General features: G+C 72.9%; 12 protein-coding genes and 1 pseudogene. 7 read left to right on the forward strand and 6 right to left on the reverse strand.

The genetic code is table 11. The annotated features are described in order from the left end of the window. Window positions 1–118: 118 nt before the first annotated feature. Entirely contained in the window at window positions 119–1,345 is a 1,227-nt protein-coding gene (locus tag MID12_RS01460) for a glycerate kinase (RefSeq protein WP_263164323.1), read from the reverse strand. Window positions 1,346–1,527: 182 nt separating this feature from the next. Here MID12_RS01460 and MID12_RS01465 point away from each other — a divergent pair, with 182 nt between their 5' ends. Beyond that, window positions 1,528–2,313 carry an SIR2 family NAD-dependent protein deacylase gene (locus MID12_RS01465; RefSeq protein ID WP_263164326.1) on the forward strand — a complete coding sequence of 262 codons (786 nt, stop codon included), beginning with the start codon at window positions 1,528–1,530 and terminating at the stop codon, window positions 2,311–2,313. A gap of 268 nt (window positions 2,314–2,581) precedes the next feature. After that, window positions 2,582–3,304 carry a dienelactone hydrolase family protein gene (locus MID12_RS01470; protein WP_040246217.1) on the forward strand — a complete coding sequence of 241 codons (723 nt, stop codon included), beginning with the start codon at window positions 2,582–2,584 and terminating at the stop codon, window positions 3,302–3,304. Between the two features lie 279 nt (window positions 3,305–3,583). Here the strand turns inward: MID12_RS01470 and MID12_RS01475 are convergent, their stop codons facing one another. From MID12_RS01475 to MID12_RS01490, 4 genes are all read right to left on the reverse strand, one after another. After that, window positions 3,584–4,072 carry a methylated-DNA--[protein]-cysteine S-methyltransferase gene (locus MID12_RS01475; RefSeq protein WP_263164329.1) on the reverse strand — a complete coding sequence of 163 codons (489 nt, stop codon included), beginning with the start codon at window positions 4,070–4,072 and terminating at the stop codon, window positions 3,584–3,586. Between the two features lie 62 nt (window positions 4,073–4,134). Then, window positions 4,135–5,598, reverse strand: a complete 1,464-nt coding sequence (locus MID12_RS01480) for an AlkA N-terminal domain-containing protein (protein WP_263164330.1) — start codon at window positions 5,596–5,598, stop codon at window positions 4,135–4,137. A gap of 121 nt (window positions 5,599–5,719) precedes the next feature. Next, entirely contained in the window at window positions 5,720–7,783 is a 2,064-nt protein-coding gene (locus MID12_RS01485; RefSeq protein WP_040246222.1) for a phosphocholine-specific phospholipase C, read from the reverse strand. Window positions 7,784–8,025: 242 nt separating this feature from the next. Beyond that, complete coding sequence (locus tag MID12_RS01490) at window positions 8,026–8,151, reverse strand: hypothetical protein (RefSeq protein ID WP_263164332.1); 126 nt, start codon at window positions 8,149–8,151, stop codon at window positions 8,026–8,028. A gap of 551 nt (window positions 8,152–8,702) precedes the next feature. Here MID12_RS01490 and MID12_RS01495 point away from each other — a divergent pair. From MID12_RS01495 to MID12_RS01515, 5 genes are all read left to right on the forward strand, one after another. Continuing rightward, a complete protein-coding gene (locus MID12_RS01495) occupies window positions 8,703–10,028 on the forward strand; it encodes an ABC transporter substrate-binding protein (RefSeq protein ID WP_263164334.1) in 1,326 nt (441 codons plus the stop codon). Between the two features lie 237 nt (window positions 10,029–10,265). Continuing rightward, complete coding sequence (locus MID12_RS01500; protein ID WP_263164335.1) at window positions 10,266–11,264, forward strand: carbohydrate ABC transporter permease; 999 nt, start codon at window positions 10,266–10,268, stop codon at window positions 11,262–11,264. Between the two features lie 16 nt (window positions 11,265–11,280). Continuing rightward, entirely contained in the window at window positions 11,281–12,201 is a 921-nt protein-coding gene (locus MID12_RS01505) for a carbohydrate ABC transporter permease (RefSeq protein WP_263164337.1), read from the forward strand. A 106-nt stretch (window positions 12,202–12,307) separates the two neighbouring features. After that, window positions 12,308–13,774, forward strand: coding sequence for a GH1 family beta-glucosidase (locus tag MID12_RS01510; RefSeq protein WP_040246227.1), 1,467 nt, complete (start codon window positions 12,308–12,310; stop codon window positions 13,772–13,774). A 239-nt stretch (window positions 13,775–14,013) separates the two neighbouring features. Continuing rightward, window positions 14,014–15,045, forward strand: coding sequence for a LacI family DNA-binding transcriptional regulator (locus tag MID12_RS01515; RefSeq protein WP_040246228.1), 1,032 nt, complete (start codon window positions 14,014–14,016; stop codon window positions 15,043–15,045). A gap of 344 nt (window positions 15,046–15,389) precedes the next feature. On the opposite strand, the pseudogene MID12_RS01520 reads toward MID12_RS01515, so the two are convergent. Further along, window positions 15,390–15,605, reverse strand: a pseudogene (locus MID12_RS01520) (TetR-like C-terminal domain-containing protein); the annotation flags it as partial. Window positions 15,606–15,633 lie beyond the last annotated feature (28 nt).

Genomic DNA, 15,633 nt, shown 5'->3' on the forward strand with positions numbered 1-15,633 from the left:
TGTTCCTGCCGCAGCGTGGTTCGGCTGCTCCTCCGGCCGCGCGGCGTCTCCGGCCGCTCCCCACCGCGCGAGGCGGAGGTACGGGTCCGGGCTGCTACGCGGATTACGGGCCGGGCTGCTACGCGGAGGTGCGGGTGCCGGTCAGGAAGTCCCGGGCGATCCGTGCGCCGAGTTGTTCGAGGAGGGGGCCGGGGGCGGCCAGGCAGCGGTCCAGGTCCGGTTCCACCTCGGCGAGGGCGTAGGCGCGGGCGATACCGGCCCCGGCGAGCTGTTCGGGGCCGAGGGCCAGCCTGCCGCAGACGACGACCGTCTCCCGCCCCGCGGCGCGGGCCGCAGCCGCCACCCCGGCCGGGGCCTTGCCGTGCAGTGTCTGCGCGTCGAGGGAGCCCTCACCGGTCACCACCAGCGAGCAGCGGGCCAGCGCCGCCCCGAAGCCGAGCACCTCCAGGAGGACCTCGATGCCGGGGCGGAAGACGGCGCCGAGGCCCGCAAGGGCTCCGTAGCCGAGTCCGCCCGCCGCTCCCGCTCCGGGCGCCTCGGCGAGCCGGGCGGCACCGGGCCCGAGGGCGCGGCCGAGGACCTCGGCGCAGTGGCCGAGGGCGGCGTCCAGGAGGGCGGCCTCCTCGGGGTTCGCGCCCTTCTGCGGGCCGTAGACGAGGGCGGCGCCGCGCGGGCCGGTCAGCGGGTTGTCGACGTCGCTCGCGAGCACGATCTCCGCTTGGGCGAGGCGGGGGTCGAGCCCGCCGAGGTCCACCGCGGCGAGCCGGGCCAGGGCGCCGCCGCCGGGCGGCAGAGGGCGGCCCCCGGCATCGGTGAAGCGGGCCCCGAGGGCGTTGAGCATGCCCGTACCGGCGTCGGTGGTGGCGCTGCCGCCCACGCCGAGGACGAGGGACCGGGCGCCGGAGTCCAGGGCGGCGGCGATCAGTTCGCCGGTGCCGCGGGTGGTGGCCGTGAGCGGCGCGAAGTGCCCCGGCGGCAGCAGCCCGAGACCGGAGGCCTCGGCCATCTCCAGTACGGCGACGCCCTCGCGCAGCGCCCAGGTGGCGCTGACCGGCTCGCCCAGTGGTCCGGTGACCCGGGCCTCGCGAGGCTGGAACCCGGCGGCGAGGGCGGCGGCGACCGTGCCGTCTCCCCCGTCCGCGACCGGCAGCGACTCCACCGGCAGCGAGGGCAGCACGGAGAGCAGCCCGGCCCGTACGTGCCGGGCGACCTCGGCGGCGGAGAGGGTGCCCTTGAACTTGTCGGGGGCGAGGAGCACCCGGGCGCCACGCGGCCCGTCCGTGGCCGCCGCGCCCGTCCCGCTCTCGCCCACCGTGTGCTCCTCGCCTCGGGATGTCTTGATCATCGGCCGGGCGGGGTTCGCCGGGGGCCGGTATCCGGACCCTAGCAAGAGTGAGAAAGCGCTTTCTACCGCCTGCGGCCACCATCCTGCTCCCCAGCACCTCCCCGGGACTCCCCGTCCCCCGTCCCCCTCCCCCGCGCACTATCCGCTCGCCCGGGCCGCGGCCTCCTGCGTACCCTCGCGTCATGGCTTCCGACGGCGCGCAGACCCAGGCCTCGTCCACCGGTGCGGCAGCCCCCGGCGAGGGGCGCGGGCCGCTGGTGGCGATCCTCAGCGGGGCCGGTATCTCCACCGACTCGGGCATCCCCGACTACCGCGGCCCGCAGGGGCTGTGGCGGCGGGATCCGGAGGCGGAGAAGCTGGTCACCTACGCGTACTACATGAACGACCCGGAGATCAGGCGCCGTTCCTGGCAGCTGCGGCGGGCCAACCGGACCCTGGACGCGCGGCCCAACGCTGCGCACGAGGCGGTGGCCCGGCTTGAGCGGGCGGGCACGCCGGTGCGGGTCATCACGCAGAACGTCGACGGGCTGCACCAGCTCGCCGGGATGCCCGGCCGCAAGGTGCTCGAACTGCACGGCAGCGCACGGTCGATCGTGTGCACGCAGTGCGGGGCGCGTTCCGGGCTGCGGGAGGCGCTCGACCGGGTCGAGGCGGGCGAGGAGGATCCGCGCTGCCTGGTCTGCGGCGGCATCCTCAAGACGGCGACCGTGATGTTCGGCCAGAGCCTGGACAGCGCGGTGCTCGCCGAGGCGGTGGCGGTCGCGAAGGCCTGCGAGGTCTTCCTCGCGGTCGGCAGCAGCCTCCAGGTGCAGCCCGCGGCCGGTCTCGCGGGCGTCGCCGCCGACCACGGGGCGCGGCTGGTCATCGTCAACGCCGAGGCCACCCCGTACGACGAACTGGCCGACGAGGTGGTCCGCGAGCTTATCGGCACGGCGCTGCCGAGGCTGCTCGCCGGACTGGCGGGATGAGCGCCGAACTGGGCGGCGGGGGGCGGGAGTTGGGCCGCAGAAGCGGGATCGCGTCGGTGCGCGGCCCGGTGGAGTCCGGCCCGTACGGCACCGCGGAAAAACCGTTGAACGGACCGCGGCGGCCGCTGCTAACCTGCCGGAGGCCGTGCGAGAGAACGAGGAGGTGGTACCCGTGAACGTATCGACATGGGTGCTCTCCTCCGGGGTCACGGCTGGGCGACAGGTCGTCCGGGAGCGCCGTTCCTGAGCCCTCCCGAAAGGCACGACCATGCACTTCACCTCCCAAGAGCGCCACGAAGACGGCGTCCTCGCCCGCGACTTCACCCTCGGCGAGATCCCCGGCACCCTGTGGACGCCGCAGTCCGCCGCACCGACCCCGCTGGTCCTGATGGCCCACAACAACGGCCTGCCCATGGCGCAGCCCCGGCTGCGCGCCCGGGCCCGGCACACCGCGGCGGCCGGTTACGCGGTGGCCACCATCGACGCCGCCGGGTGCGGTGACCGGCCCCGTTCCGCCGCCGACGAGCAGGCCCGCGCCGATCTCCGCCGGGCGATGGGGGCCGGCGAACCGGTCGACGAGATCTTCGAGTCCCTCGTCGGCTCGATGGTCGACAGGGCGGTCCCGGAGTGGCGGACCACCCTGGACGCCCTCCTGGCGCTGCCCGAAGTCGACGGCCCGGTCGGGTACTCGGGGTGGACCGCCCTCGGCATCCGCCTCGCGGTGGTCGACCCGCGCATCCGGGCCGCCGGTTTCTTCGCCGGGGGCTATGTGCCCCGCGCCCAGCGCGAGGAGGCCCGGCAGGTCACCGTCCCGCTGCTGTTGCTGCTGCAGTGGGACGACGAGGGGAATCCCCGGCAGCGGGCCCTCGACCTGTTCGACGCCTTCGGCAGCGAGGAGAAGACGCTGCACGCCAATATGGGCGGGCACGTCGGCACCCCGTGGTTCGAAGTGGAGGACGGGGGCCGCTTCTACGACCGGCACCTGAAGTAGCCGGGCCGGGCCTCGGGTCCCGCGGCCGACGCTGAGCGGCGTCGGCCCGGGCGCCGCTCGGCCACCGCACGGTCACCACTCGGCCACCGCTCGGCCGCCGCCGTCGAGGACGGGCCCCGGCTCTCCTCGACGGCGGCGGCCGCCTCCTGCACACCCGCCTCGACCGGGCGGTACCGGCCATCGGCGGTACCGCCGATGGCCGGTACCGCCCGGTCGAGGCGCGGCCGTTCCGAGGACAGCCAGGGCCCGCGGCGTCCCCGGAAGAGCGCCGAGCCGTCCTCAGAAAAGCGCCGCGCCCCGCTCGAAGTCGAGCAGCCCGCGCTTGCGTTCGATGCCGCCGCCGTAGCCGGTCAGGCTGCCGTCGGCGCCGATGACGCGGTGGCAGGGGACGATGATGCTCACCGGATTGCGGCCGTTGGCGAGGCCCACCGCGCGGGAGGCCTTCGGATTGCCGAGGGCGGTGGCGAGTTCGCCGTAGCTGCGGGTCTCGCCGTAGGGGATGTCGAGGAGGGCGCGCCAGACCCGCTGCTGGAACGCGGTGCCCGTCGCGGCGAGCGGGAGGTCGAACTCCTTGAGCTCACCGGCGAAGTAGGCCGCCAGCTGGGCGCGGACCTCGGTGAAGGGCTCCGGGTCCTCGTGGCCGAACTCCTCGAAGGGCGGCCGGTGCCGGTGGTCGGTCATGTACAGGCCGCTGAGGCGGCCGTCGGTGGCCACCAGGGTGAGCGGGCCGTAGGGGCCCAGCCCTTCGGTGACCATGTGCTGCTTCATGGGAGGTTTCTGCCTTTCGGGTTTCCTGCTGCCGGGGACGAGTCTCGCGTACGGGCGGCGGCTCAGGCGGGGAGTTCGTTGATCGGGTGGTCGTCGGTGGCCCAGAGGTACTGGACCGCGTAGGCGCGCCAGGGCCGCCAGACCGCGGCGCGGGCGGTGAGCGCGGCCGGGGTCGAGGGCAGCCCCAGCTCGCGGGCCGCGCGGCGGATGCCGAGGTCGCCGGGGAGGAAGGCGTCGGGGTCGCCGAGGGCGCGCATCGCGATGACCTCCACGGTCCAGGGCCCGAAGCCGGGCAGTTCCCCGAGGCGGGCGCGGGCCTCGTCCCAGTCGGACTCGGCGCCGAGCCGCAGGCTTCCCGAGGCGAGGGCGGCGACCAGGGTGGTCAGGGTGCGGCGGCGGCTGCGCGGGAGGGCCAGCGCCTCCGGGTCCAGGGCGGCGAGGGCCTCGGGATCGGGGAAGAGGTGGCTGAGCCCGCCCTCGGTGTCCTCCACGGGCTCGCCGTACGCCGTCACCAGGCGGGCCGCGTGGGTGCGGGCGGCGGCGGTGGAGACCTGCTGGCCGAGCACCGCGCGGACCGCGAACTCCGCCTCGTCGACGGTGCGCGGCACCCGGCGCCCCGGGGCCTTGTCCACCAGCGGGGCGAGCGCGGGGTCGGCGCGCAGTTGCCCGTCGACGGCCACCGGGTCCGCGTCGAGGTCGAGCAGGCGGCGGCAGCGGCTGATGGCCACGGTCAGATCGCGCTGGTCGGTGAGGGTCAGGCGGCAGGCGATGTGGTCCGGGGCGGGGCTGAGGGCGGCGATTCCGTGGCCGTAGGGCAGTCGCAGGGTGCGGCGGTAGGCGCCCGCGCGCCACTCCTCGACGCCGGGTACGGCGGTGGCGGCCAGGTGGCCGAAGAGGTTGTCCGGGGTGAGCGGGGCCCGGAAGGGCAGCCGGAGGCTGATCGCGCCGGGGGTGGCCGTGGAGCGCGGGGCGCGGGCGCGCAGGGCGCTCGGGGAGAGCGCGAAGACCTCGCGGACGGTGTCGTTGAAGGTGCGGATGGAGGCGAACCCGGCGGCGAAGGCGACCTCGGCCATCGGCAGCGTGGTCGTCTCGATGAGCAGCCGCGCGGTCTGGGCGCGCTGGGAGCGGGCCAATGCCAGGGGCCCGGCGCCGAGTTCGGCGCGCAGCTGGCGCTCCACCTGGCGGGCGCTGTAGCCGAGGCGGTCGGCGAGCCCGGGCACTCCCTCGCGGTCGACCACCCCGTCGGCGATCAGCCGCATCGCGCGGGCGACCAGGTCGGCGCGCTGGTTCCACTCCGGGGAGCCGGGGCTGGTGTCGGGGCGGCAGCGCTTGCAGGCGCGGAAGCCGGCCTGCTGGCAGGCCGCGGCGCTCGGGTGGAAGCGCATGTTCTCCGGCTTGGGCGGCACCACGGGGCAGCTGGGGCGGCAGTAGATCCCGGTGGTGAGGACCGCGGTGAAGAACCACCCGTCGAAGCGCGCGTCCTTGGAGCGGACGGCGCGCAGACAGCGCTCGGTGTCGGTGTGCATGGGTCAAGGATCGGGCACCGAGGGTGTCCGGCGCTGGCGGGAATCCGACATCGATGCCGCACTGCCAGCGGTCCGGCGGGCGCCGGGTGCACGAAGGCGTGCACCCGGCGGTTCCGGACGGTCAGACTCCGAGTGCCGGGTCGCTGCTGCTCGGGCGGCCGGTCTCGACATGGCCCGCGTAGCGCCGCAGATAGCCCTTGTCGTGGTCGGTGGTCACGGAGACGTCGTACCAGCCGTGGCCGGCGTCCCGGGTGAGGTGCTCGACGCTCGCCCCGGCCTTCAGGCTGCGCTTCACCGAGCGGCTGCCGTGGTAGGCGTCGGTGATGGTGACGGCGACGGCCGCCTTGCCGGTGTTGCGGATGGTCAGGCGGGTGCGGCCGGTGGACTTCTCGTGGCGGGCGGTGACCTCGGGGCCCGGCTGGGCGAGGTGGCCGCTGAAGCGCCGGTAGAAGCCCGCGGGTCCGTGCACGGTCAGGTCGTACGCCTGCTCCTGTCCCGCGTCGGTGGCCCAGGTGTCGTCGAGGGTGTCCCCGGCGCCGACCGTGTACACCCAGGGGGCGTCGCTGCGGATGTCGGAGGTGACGTGGAAGTGGGCGCCGGCGCCGCCGTGGCTGGCGAAGGACAGGCGCAGCCGCTTCGGGTCCTCGGCGGGGCCGGCGTCCACCGCGAGGTCGTAGGGCAGGGCGCGGGCCGGGCGGTTCCCGGACTCCTGGGCGGGCAGCGCGCCGTCGGCGGGGACGGGCGGGATCCAGGAGTCGTGGCGCTCGTGGTCGGGCGGCAGATAGGCGTCGGTGTCCGGCAGTTCGGGCACCTCGGGGTCCTTGCGGGAGAAGTCGAAGGCGGCGGTGAGATCGCCGCAGACCGCGCGGCGCCAGGGGGAGATCTGGGGTTCGGCGACCCCGAAGCGGCGCTCGATGAACTGGATGATCGAGGTGTGGTCGAAGGTCTGGGAGCAGACGTAGCCGCCGGTGCTCCAGGGCGAGAGGACGAGCATGGGCACCCGCTGGCCGAGTCCGTAGGGTCCGGCCATGTTGCTGTCCCCGGTGCCGGGCTTGTAGTGCTCGCCCTCGACGTCCACGGTGGACAGGCCGTCGTTCGCGGAGGCGGGGGCGTAGGGCGGCACCACGTGGTCGAAGTAGCCGTCGTTCTCGTCGAAGGTGAGCAGCAGCGCGGTCCTGCTCCACACCTCGGGGTCGGCGGTGAGCGCCTCCAGGACCTGGGCCACGTACCAGGCGCCGTAGTTGGCGGGCCAGTTGGGGTGTTCGGAGAAGGCCTCGGGGGCGACGATCCAGGAGACCTGGGGGAGTTCGCCCGCGAGGACGTCGGCCTTGAGCTGGTCGAAGTAGCCGTCCCCCGCCTTGGCGTCGGTGCCGGTGCGGGCCTTGTCGTAGAGCGGGTCGCCGGGCTGGGCGTTGCGGTAGCTGTTGAAGTAGAGCAGCGAGTTGTCGCCGTAGGTGCCGCGGTAGGCGTCGTCGATCCAGCCCCATTTGCCCTCGGCGTCGAGTCCGTCGCCGATGTCCTGGTAGACCTTCCAGGAGACCCCGGCCTCCTCCAGGCGCTCGGGGTAGGTGGTCCAGCCGTAGCCCTTCTCGGCGTTGTCGATGACCGGGCCGCCGCCGGTGCCGTCGTTGCCGACGTAACCGGACCACATGTAGTAGCGGTTGGGGTCGGTGGCGCCCATCAGCGAGCAGTGGTAGGCGTCGCAGATGGTGAAGGCGTCCGCGAGGGCGTAGTGGAAGGGGATGTCCTCGCGGGTGAGGTGGGCCATGGTGCCGGTGCCCTTGGCGGGGAGCCAGTTGTCGTAGTTGCCGTTGTTGAAGGCCGAGTGGCCGCCGTTCCAGTCGTGGTTGAGGCCCTCGATGAACTTCATGCCGAGGTCGTCCTCCTCGGGCCGGAAGGGCGGGACCTCCTTGCCGTTCTGGGCCTGGTACCAGACGGGTTTGTTGTTCGGCAGCTTCACCGGGCGCGGGTCGCCGAAGCCGCGGACGCCGCGCAGGGCGCCGTAGTAGTGGTCGAAGGAGCGGTTCTCCTGCATCAGGACCACGATGTGCTCGACGTCCTCCAGGGAGCCGGTGCGGCGGTTCGCGGGGATCGCGGCCGCCTTCGCGATGCTGCCGCTCAGCGCGGACATGGCGGCGGTGCCGCCCGCGAGCTGCATGAAGCGCCGTCGGTTGATAGCCGTCATCCGGATCGTTCTCCCAGGGTCTCGCGCAGGTGGTCGGCACTGCCGGTGCGTCGGGTCGGACCGCACGCGCCTGGCCGACGGGCGTACGGAGCACCGGGGCCCGATTCTGCCCGAGCCGTCAGGCGATCGGAAGTGCTCGATGTGACTGGATTTTCAGCACGTTCACGCACATGTCGCGGTCGATTCCTCCGGTCTTCGCCGAGTCGGGGGGCTATGGACACCCGGCGCCGCTCCGGTTCCGCTCAGCCCTCCGCCCAGTCGTCGCGCGCGGACGCGAAGGCCTCGTAGGCGGCCTGGCCGAAGAGTACGAACCGGACCTCCTCGGGGTACGAGCCGAGCGGGGACCCGCCCCCGCCGTTGCCGCACACGGCGACCACCGGCCCGACGGCTTCGGCTTCGGCTTCGGCTTCGGCTTCGGCTTCGGCTTCGGCTTCGGCTTCGGCTTCGGGCGGAGAACGCGCGACTCCGCTCCCCCGCCCCCTCCACGGCGCACCCCCTTCACTTCCCGGCGGGACCCCAGGACTTCGAGGACCGGCTCCGGGCCCTGCCGGAAAACCGGCTCCACGGCCGGTTCTTCGTGGAGGTCCGACCAGGATCACACCTCAACTCGCCTGCCACCTGCGGGAATTCAAAACCGCGCCGCGCGCCGCAACGCGGCCGACCACCCTGGCAAGCCCGCGGGCGGACACGGTCCCGTGACGTGCGGGACACGCTCACGCAACGGAAGCGTCTTCAACTCTTGACACCCCTCCCCGCAGGCAGGACTCTTCCGACATCGACGCATGGGAGCGCTCCCACATCGGGATCGCCGCATGGACGGCGCTGCTCGCGCCCTCCCCCGAACCCCTTCGGCACCCGCATTCACCAGCGCGTATGCCACGCAGTGAGCCAGTCCCGCCCTGGAACAAGGAGTAGTGGAATGCGTATCACCCGCACCGCCGCCGGCCGGAGTCGCAGAGTCGCGGTCCTGGCCACCACGGGCCTGACCGCCTCAGCGCTGCTGCTGAGCGGTTGCAGCAGCGACGACTCGGACGTGGACGAGTCCTCCGACGCGAACGGGAAGATCACGCTGACCGTCGCCGACTTCGGCCAGTTCGGCTACAAGGAAGCCGGTCTCTTCGCCAAGTACCACGAACTGCACCCGAACATCACGGTGAAGGAGGACACCACCGCCGATGAGAAGGTCTACTACCCCAAGCTGCTCCAGCAGTTGAACTCGGGCAGCGGCCTCGCCGACGTCCAGGGTCTGGAGGTCGGCCGCATCAAGGAGCTCGTCGACACCAAGGCGGACCAGTTCGCCGACCTGAGCGAGGTCGTCGACGCCGACGAGTTCGTGTCGTGGAAGGAGAAGCAGGCCACCACGGCCGACGGAAAGGTGATCGGCGCGGGTACCGACATCGGCCCGATGTCGCTCTGCTACAACACCGAGCTGTTCAAGAAGGCCGGTCTGCCCACCGACCGCAAGGAGGTCGCCGCCAGGATCTCCGGCGGCTGGGAGGACTACCTCGAACTCGGCGAGGAGTTCAGGAAGAAGGCCCCCGCGGGCACCTACTTCATGGACTCCGCCAGCGCCATGTACAACGCCGTCGTCAGCTCCCACGCGAAGCAGTACTACGACGAGAACGGCAAGGCGGTCTACCAGGACAGCCCCAGCGTCCGGCAGGGCTGGAACCTCGCGGCCGAGGCGGCGGGCAAGAAGCTGACCCAGGGCCTCGCCCAGTTCAGCGACCCGTGGAACGCCGCGCTGCGCAAGAGCACGATGGCCACCGTGGTCTGCCCCGCCTGGATGGCCGGTCAGATCAGCGTGAACGCCGGTGCCGCGAACAAGGGCAAGTGGGACATCACCACCGCCCCCGGCGCCACCGCGGCCAACTGGGGCGGGTCCTTCCTCGGCGTCCCGAAGACCGGCAAGCACGTCGACGAGGCCGCGAAGCTCGTCAAGTGGCTCACCGCCCCCGAGCAGCAGGCCGCCGTCTTCAAGGCGATCGGTTCCTTCCCGTCCAACAAGGGCGCCTACGAGCTGCCCGACGTGAAGACCGCGACCCTGCCCTACTTCAACGACGCCCCGATCGGCCGGATCTACGCCGACGAGGCCGAGTCCATCCCCGAGACGATCCTCGGCCCGAAGGACGCGGCGATCAAGGACACCATCTCCACCCAGATCAACAACATGGAGCAGCGCGGCACCGAGCCGGACGACGCCTGGGAGGCGGCCGTCAAGTCGATCGACAAGGTGATCGGCTGACGTGCGCCGGGGCGCGTCCGGCCCGATCCGCCGGACGCGCCCGCGCCTGCGTGACCCCGGGAGCCGTCGACCAGGACCGGCACCCCGGCCCGCGGGGCGGCCGGTACCTCCCGGTGGACCTCTACGGGGACGGGGCGGCCCGACCGCTCCGCCCGCCCGGGGAAGCCCGCCGCGCACGCCTTCGGCCTCCGCCCCGCACCCCGGCACCTCAAGCACCCCAGGGAAGGACTCCCGCTCGTGGCCACCTCGTCTCCCACCCGGGACGCCTACGCGTCGCCACCTCGCGGCTCCCAGCGCAGACCGGCGGACACCCGCCGGCAGACCTGGCGGAGCCGGCTCTGGCGCTTCGACGACAAGGCGTCGCCGTACGCCTACATCGCCCCGTTCTTCCTCGTCTTCGGGGCGTTCGGGCTCTACCCGCTGCTCTACACCGGCTGGATCGCCCTGCACCGGGTCGAGATGACCGGCATGGACCGGATGGAGTGGGTCGGCTGGGCGAACTTCGACAGGATCCTGCACGACTCCGAGTTCTGGACGGCCGTCACCAACACCTTCCTGATCGGCGTCATCTCGGTGGTCCCGCAGCTGCTCGTCGCGCTCGGCCTGGCCCACCTGCTCAACTACAAGCTGCGCGCCAGCACCTTCTGGCGCACCGTCGTCCTCACCCCCTACGCCACCTCGGTGGCCTCCGCGGCCCTCGTCTTCGCCCTGGTCTTCCGGGCCGACGGCGGCCTGCTGAACTGGGTGCTGCACTTCGCCGGCCTCGGCGACACCAACTGGGCCAACGGCCACTGGACATCGAAGATCGCCATCGCGGTCATCGTGATCTGGCGCTGGACCGGCTACAACGCCCTGATCTACCTGGCCGCGATGCAGGCGGTGCCGTCCGACCTCTACGAGGCGGCCGCGCTCGACGGCGCCTCGCGCTGGCAGCAGTTCCGCAAGGTGACCATCCCCTCCCTGCGGCCCACCATCCTCTTCACGATCGTCATCTCGACCATCGGATCCCTGCAGCTCTTCGGTGAGCCCCTGCTCCTCGAGGGCGGCACCCTCGGCGCGACCGGCGGCAACGAGAATCAGTACGAGACCCTCAGCGTCTACCTCTACAACTACGGCTGGAACCTCGGGCATCTCGGTCCGGCCGCCGCAGTGGCCTGGGCGATGCTCGCCCTCCTGCTGATCATCGCCGCGGTCCACTGGCTCATCGGCCGCTTCGTACGCCCATCCGCGGTCTGACCGGGAGCGAGATCCCATGACCATCACCAGCCCCACCGGCGTCCCGGAGCCCCTCCTCACGGCGCCTTCCGCCCACCGCGCGCCGAAGCGCACCCGCCGCTTCACACCCGGTGCCGGGCAGCAGCTGAAGGGCGGCCCGTTCTCCTACCTCGCGCTGGCCGTCGTCGGCATCGGCTCGCTGCTGCCGCTGTACTGGACCCTCGTGGCCGCGTCCCACACCCAGGACGAGGTGCTGGCCGGCACCCCGCCGTTCCTGCCGGGCGACCGCCTCCTGCACAACCTGGACGCCGCCTGGACCCAGGCCCACCTGGGCAAGGCGATCGTCAACAGCGTCATCGTGGCCGGCTGCATCACGGCGGCGACGCTCTTCTTCTGCACCCTGGCCGGCTACGCCTTCGCCAAGATGCGCTTCCGCGGCCGCGGCGCTCTGATGACCGGAGTGATCCTGACGCTGACGATCCCGCCGCAGCTCAGCGTCGTCCCGCTGTTCATGATGATGGCCGACCTCGGCTGGGGCGGAGACCTGGAAGCGGTGATCTTCCCGACCCTGGTCAGCGCCTTCGGGGTGTTCTTCATGCGGCAGTACCTGAGCGAGGCGCTGCCGTACGAGCTGATCGAGGCCGCCAAGATCGACGGCGCGCACAACTTCCGCATCGTGCTGAGCGTGGTGCTGCCGGTGGCCCGCCCCGCGATGATGGTGCTCGGCATGCTCACCTTCGTCCAGGCATGGAACGACTTCTTCTGGCCCTACCTCGCCCTGAACCAGGAGAACCCCACCCTGCAGGTGGCCCTCGGCCAGCTGAGCGCCTCGTACACCCCCGACACGAGCATCGTGATGGCCGGCGCGCTGATCAGCACCCTGCCGCTGCTCGTGGTGTTCGTGCTCTTCGGCAAGCGGATCGTCGGCGGCATCATGTCCGGCGCCGTCAAGGGCTGACCCCCGCTCGCCACTTCGCCGTCCAGGAGCCGTACGGCCCCCGCCCCGCTGGCCGTACGACCCCAGCCACCGCCCCTGCCCGCCACACCCCCAGGAGAGCTCCCGTATGACTGCCGTACGACCCGACATCGCACCGAAGCCGGTGCCCGAGGCCGCCAGCACCTTCCCGCCGGGCTTCCTGTGGGGAGCGGCCACCGCGGCCTACCAGGTCGAGGGCGCCGCCGCCGAGGACGGACGCACGCCCTCCATCTGGGACACCTTCAGCCGCATCCCCGGCAAGGTCCGCAACGGCGACACCGGCGACATCGCCGCCGACCACTACCACCGCTACCGCGACGACGTGGCCCTGATGAAGCAGCTGGGGCTGAAGGCCTACCGCTTCTCCATCTCCTGGTCCCGGGTCCAGCCCACCGGCCGCGGCCCCGCCGTCGAGCGCGGCCTGGACTTCTACCGCCGGCTCGTCGACGAGCTGCTGGAGGCGGGCATCACGCCTGTCGCCACCCTCTACCACTGGGACCTGCCCCAGGAGTTGGAGGACGCGGGCGGCTGGCCGGAGCGCACCACCGCCGAGCGCTTCGCGGACTACACCGCGCTCATGACCGGCGCCCTCGGCGACCGGGTCGGCACCTGGACCACCCTCAACGAGCCGTGGTGCTCGGCCTTCCTCGGCTACGGCTCCGGAGTGCACGCCCCCGGCCGCACCGAGGCGTCCTCCGCCCTGCGGGCGGCCCACCACCTCAACCTCGCCCACGGCAGGGCGATCGAGGTTCTGCGCGGCCGACTCCCCGCTGCCGCGCGGACCTCGGTCACCCTCAACCTCCACCAGGTCCGCGCGCTGACATCGAGCGACGAGGACGCCGACGCCGCCCGCCGCATCGACGCGGTCGGCAACCGGGTCTTCACCGGCCCGATGCTGCACGGCGCCTACCCGCAGGACCTGCTCGCGGACACCGCGCACCTGGTGGACTGGTCGCAGCTCGTGCGGGACGGCGACCTGGCGGCGATCTCCCGCCCGGTCGACGTCCTCGGCATCAACTACTACACGCCGACCCTGGTCTCCACGCCCGCCGAGGGTGGCGGCGACACCCGCGACGACGGCCACGGCGCGAGCGACCACTCGCCCTGGCCCGGCTCCGAGCACGTCGCCTTCCACCTCGCCGAGGGCAAGGCGACCACCGCCATGAACTGGTCGATCGACCCCGACGGGCTCCACCGCCTGCTCATGGACGTCACCCGCGACAACCCCGGCACCCCGCTGATGGTCACCGAGAACGGCGCCGCCTTCGACGACTACGTCTCGCCCGAGGGCCGGGTCCAGGACCCCGAGCGCATCGCGTACCTGCACGGCCACCTCGACGCGGTGCGGCGCGCGGTGGCCGACGGCGCGGACGTGCGCGGCTACTTCCTCTGGTCGCTGATGGACAACTTCGAGTGGGCGTACGGCTATGCGAAGCGCTTCGGCGCGGTGTACGTGGACTACCCCTCCCAGCGCCGGATCCCGAAAGCCAGCGCCCACTGGTACGCCGACGTGATCCGCCGCCACGCCCTCCCCCCGCGGGAGGACCGCATCTGATCGTCCGAGTCGGCCCTGCCCGTACCGCTCCTCCCCCGAGGCCCGGCGTGTGTCTGCCGGGCCTCGGCCCTGCGCCCCGGTCGGCGCGTCCCGCTCGGCCGCGGACGCAGCGGGGGAGCGCTCCCCTCACGGTGGACGGGAGTGCAGCCGACCGGTCCCGCCGGGGTGTCGAGGGAACCAACGCCAGGACTTGGTTTGGTGATCCGACTGTGCGAAATTGACCGCGAACGGAGGCAGTCATGACGGCAGCGCGAGTACGCGGCGGGGGCCGGCCCACGCTCGAAGAGGTCGCGGCGCGGGCGGGGGTCGGGCGGGGCACGGTCTCGCGGGTGATCAACGGATCGCCCCGCGTCAGCGCCCGCACCAAGGAGGCGGTCGAGGCCGCCGTCGCCGCGCTCGGTTATGTGCCCAACCGCGCGGCCCGCGCGCTGGCCGCCAACCGCACCGACGCCCTCGCGCTCGTCGTGCCCGAGTCGGAGAGCCGCTTCTTCGCGGAACCGTACTTCTCCGACATCGTGCGCGGGGTCGGCGCCGCCCTCGCCGATACGGAGATGCAGCTGCTGCTCACCCTCGTCGGCAGCGACCGCGAGCGCCGCAGGCTCGCCCAGTACCTCGCCGCACATCGCGTGGACGGTGTGCTGCTGGTCTCCGTGCACGCCGACGACCCGCTCCCCGACCTGCTGGAGCAGCTCGGCATGCCCGCCGTGATGAACGGCCGCAGATCCGCCGCCGAATCGCTCCCCTCGGTCGACTCGGACAACTTCGAGGGCGCCCGCGGTGCGGTGGAACACCTCGTCACGCGCGGCCGCCGCACCATCGCCACCCTCACCGGCCGACTCGACGTCCACGCCGCCCGAAGCCGCCTGGACGGCTACCGCAGGGCCGTCCGCGACGCGGGTCTGGAACCCGACGAGCGACTGATCGCCCCCGCCGACTTCTCCGAGGAGGGCGGCGCCCAGGCCATGCGCGAGCTGCTCGCCCGGCGCCCCGACGTGGACGCGGTCTTCGCCGCCTCCGACGTGATGGCCGCCGGTGCCCGCCGGGTCCTGGGCAAGGCGGGCCGCCGCGTCCCGGACGACGTCTCCCTCGTCGGCTTCGACGACTCGGTCGTGGCCCGTCACATGACCCCGGCACTCACCAGCGTGCGCCAGCCGATAGAGGAGATGGGCCGCACGATGACCCGGGTCCTGCTCGACATGATCTCCGGCAGGAGCACGGACCGCGCCCAGATCGTGCTCCCCACGGAACTGGTGGTCCGCGACTCCTCGTGAGAGCCGCTCGCCCCGACCACGCGCCGAGCGCTGCCACCGGCACCTCTCACCACCGACACCGCCGGATCGCCCTCCTTCCGCTGCCCGGCCTTCCCCGACCTCGCCATCACGCACCGGAGTGGGACGGTGGGGACGGCGGCCGGACCGGCACCGAGCGCCGGGCAGGGCGCGTACCGGGTCGTGATCGGCAGGCGTCACGGTCTCCGATGCGGGCATCCCGTCCGGGGTACGGAGCCAGGCGATCTGCGGCTGCGCCGCGCGGGGGCGGGTGACCGGGAGCGTGGCCGCCGGCAGGCGGCGGCAGGGGCCCGAAGGCCCCGGCCACGCGCCCCCGAAACGGTGTGTCAGTGCATGGCGAGCCGGTCGACCAGCAGTTCCACCCTCGGCCCGGCGTCCTCAGGCCGCAGGCGGCCCGCTCGGGTCAGGGTCGCCAGGCCGTGCAGGGCCGCCCAGAACACTTCGGTGAACATCCCCGGGTGGACGCCGTCCCCGGCGACCTCGGTGAGGCATTCGAGGAGGGCGGCGAAGGCGTCCTTCAGCGACTCGGGGGTGTCCTCCCGCGTACGCCGGCCACGCCCGCCACGGACG

This window comes from Streptomyces sp. SCSIO ZS0520 (genome assembly GCF_025643355.1).
In the GTDB taxonomy this organism is placed as follows: domain Bacteria; phylum Actinomycetota; class Actinomycetes; order Streptomycetales; family Streptomycetaceae; genus Streptomyces; species Streptomyces physcomitrii.

Bases quoted from the DNA above. Each gene is read 5' to 3' on its own strand.
- MID12_RS01515 (WP_040246228.1), top strand. From the start codon at position 14,014: ATGACGGCAGCGCGAGTACGCGGCGGGGGCCGGCCCACGCTCGAAGAG.
- MID12_RS01470 (WP_040246217.1), top strand. From the start codon at position 2,582: ATGCACTTCACCTCCCAAGAGCGCCACGAAGACGGCGTCCTCGCCCGC.
- MID12_RS01505 (WP_263164337.1), top strand. From the start codon at position 11,281: ATGACCATCACCAGCCCCACCGGCGTCCCGGAGCCCCTCCTCACGGCG.
- MID12_RS01510 (WP_040246227.1), top strand. From the start codon at position 12,308: ATGACTGCCGTACGACCCGACATCGCACCGAAGCCGGTGCCCGAGGCC.
- MID12_RS01465 (WP_263164326.1), top strand. From the start codon at position 1,528: ATGGCTTCCGACGGCGCGCAGACCCAGGCCTCGTCCACCGGTGCGGCA.
- MID12_RS01485 (WP_040246222.1), bottom strand. From the start codon at position 7,783: ATGACGGCTATCAACCGACGGCGCTTCATGCAGCTCGCGGGCGGCACC.
- MID12_RS01475 (WP_263164329.1), bottom strand. From the start codon at position 4,072: ATGAAGCAGCACATGGTCACCGAAGGGCTGGGCCCCTACGGCCCGCTC.
- MID12_RS01480 (WP_263164330.1), bottom strand. From the start codon at position 5,598: ATGCACACCGACACCGAGCGCTGTCTGCGCGCCGTCCGCTCCAAGGAC.
- MID12_RS01460 (WP_263164323.1), bottom strand. From the start codon at position 1,345: ATGATCAAGACATCCCGAGGCGAGGAGCACACGGTGGGCGAGAGCGGG.
- MID12_RS01495 (WP_263164334.1), top strand. From the start codon at position 8,703: ATGCGTATCACCCGCACCGCCGCCGGCCGGAGTCGCAGAGTCGCGGTC.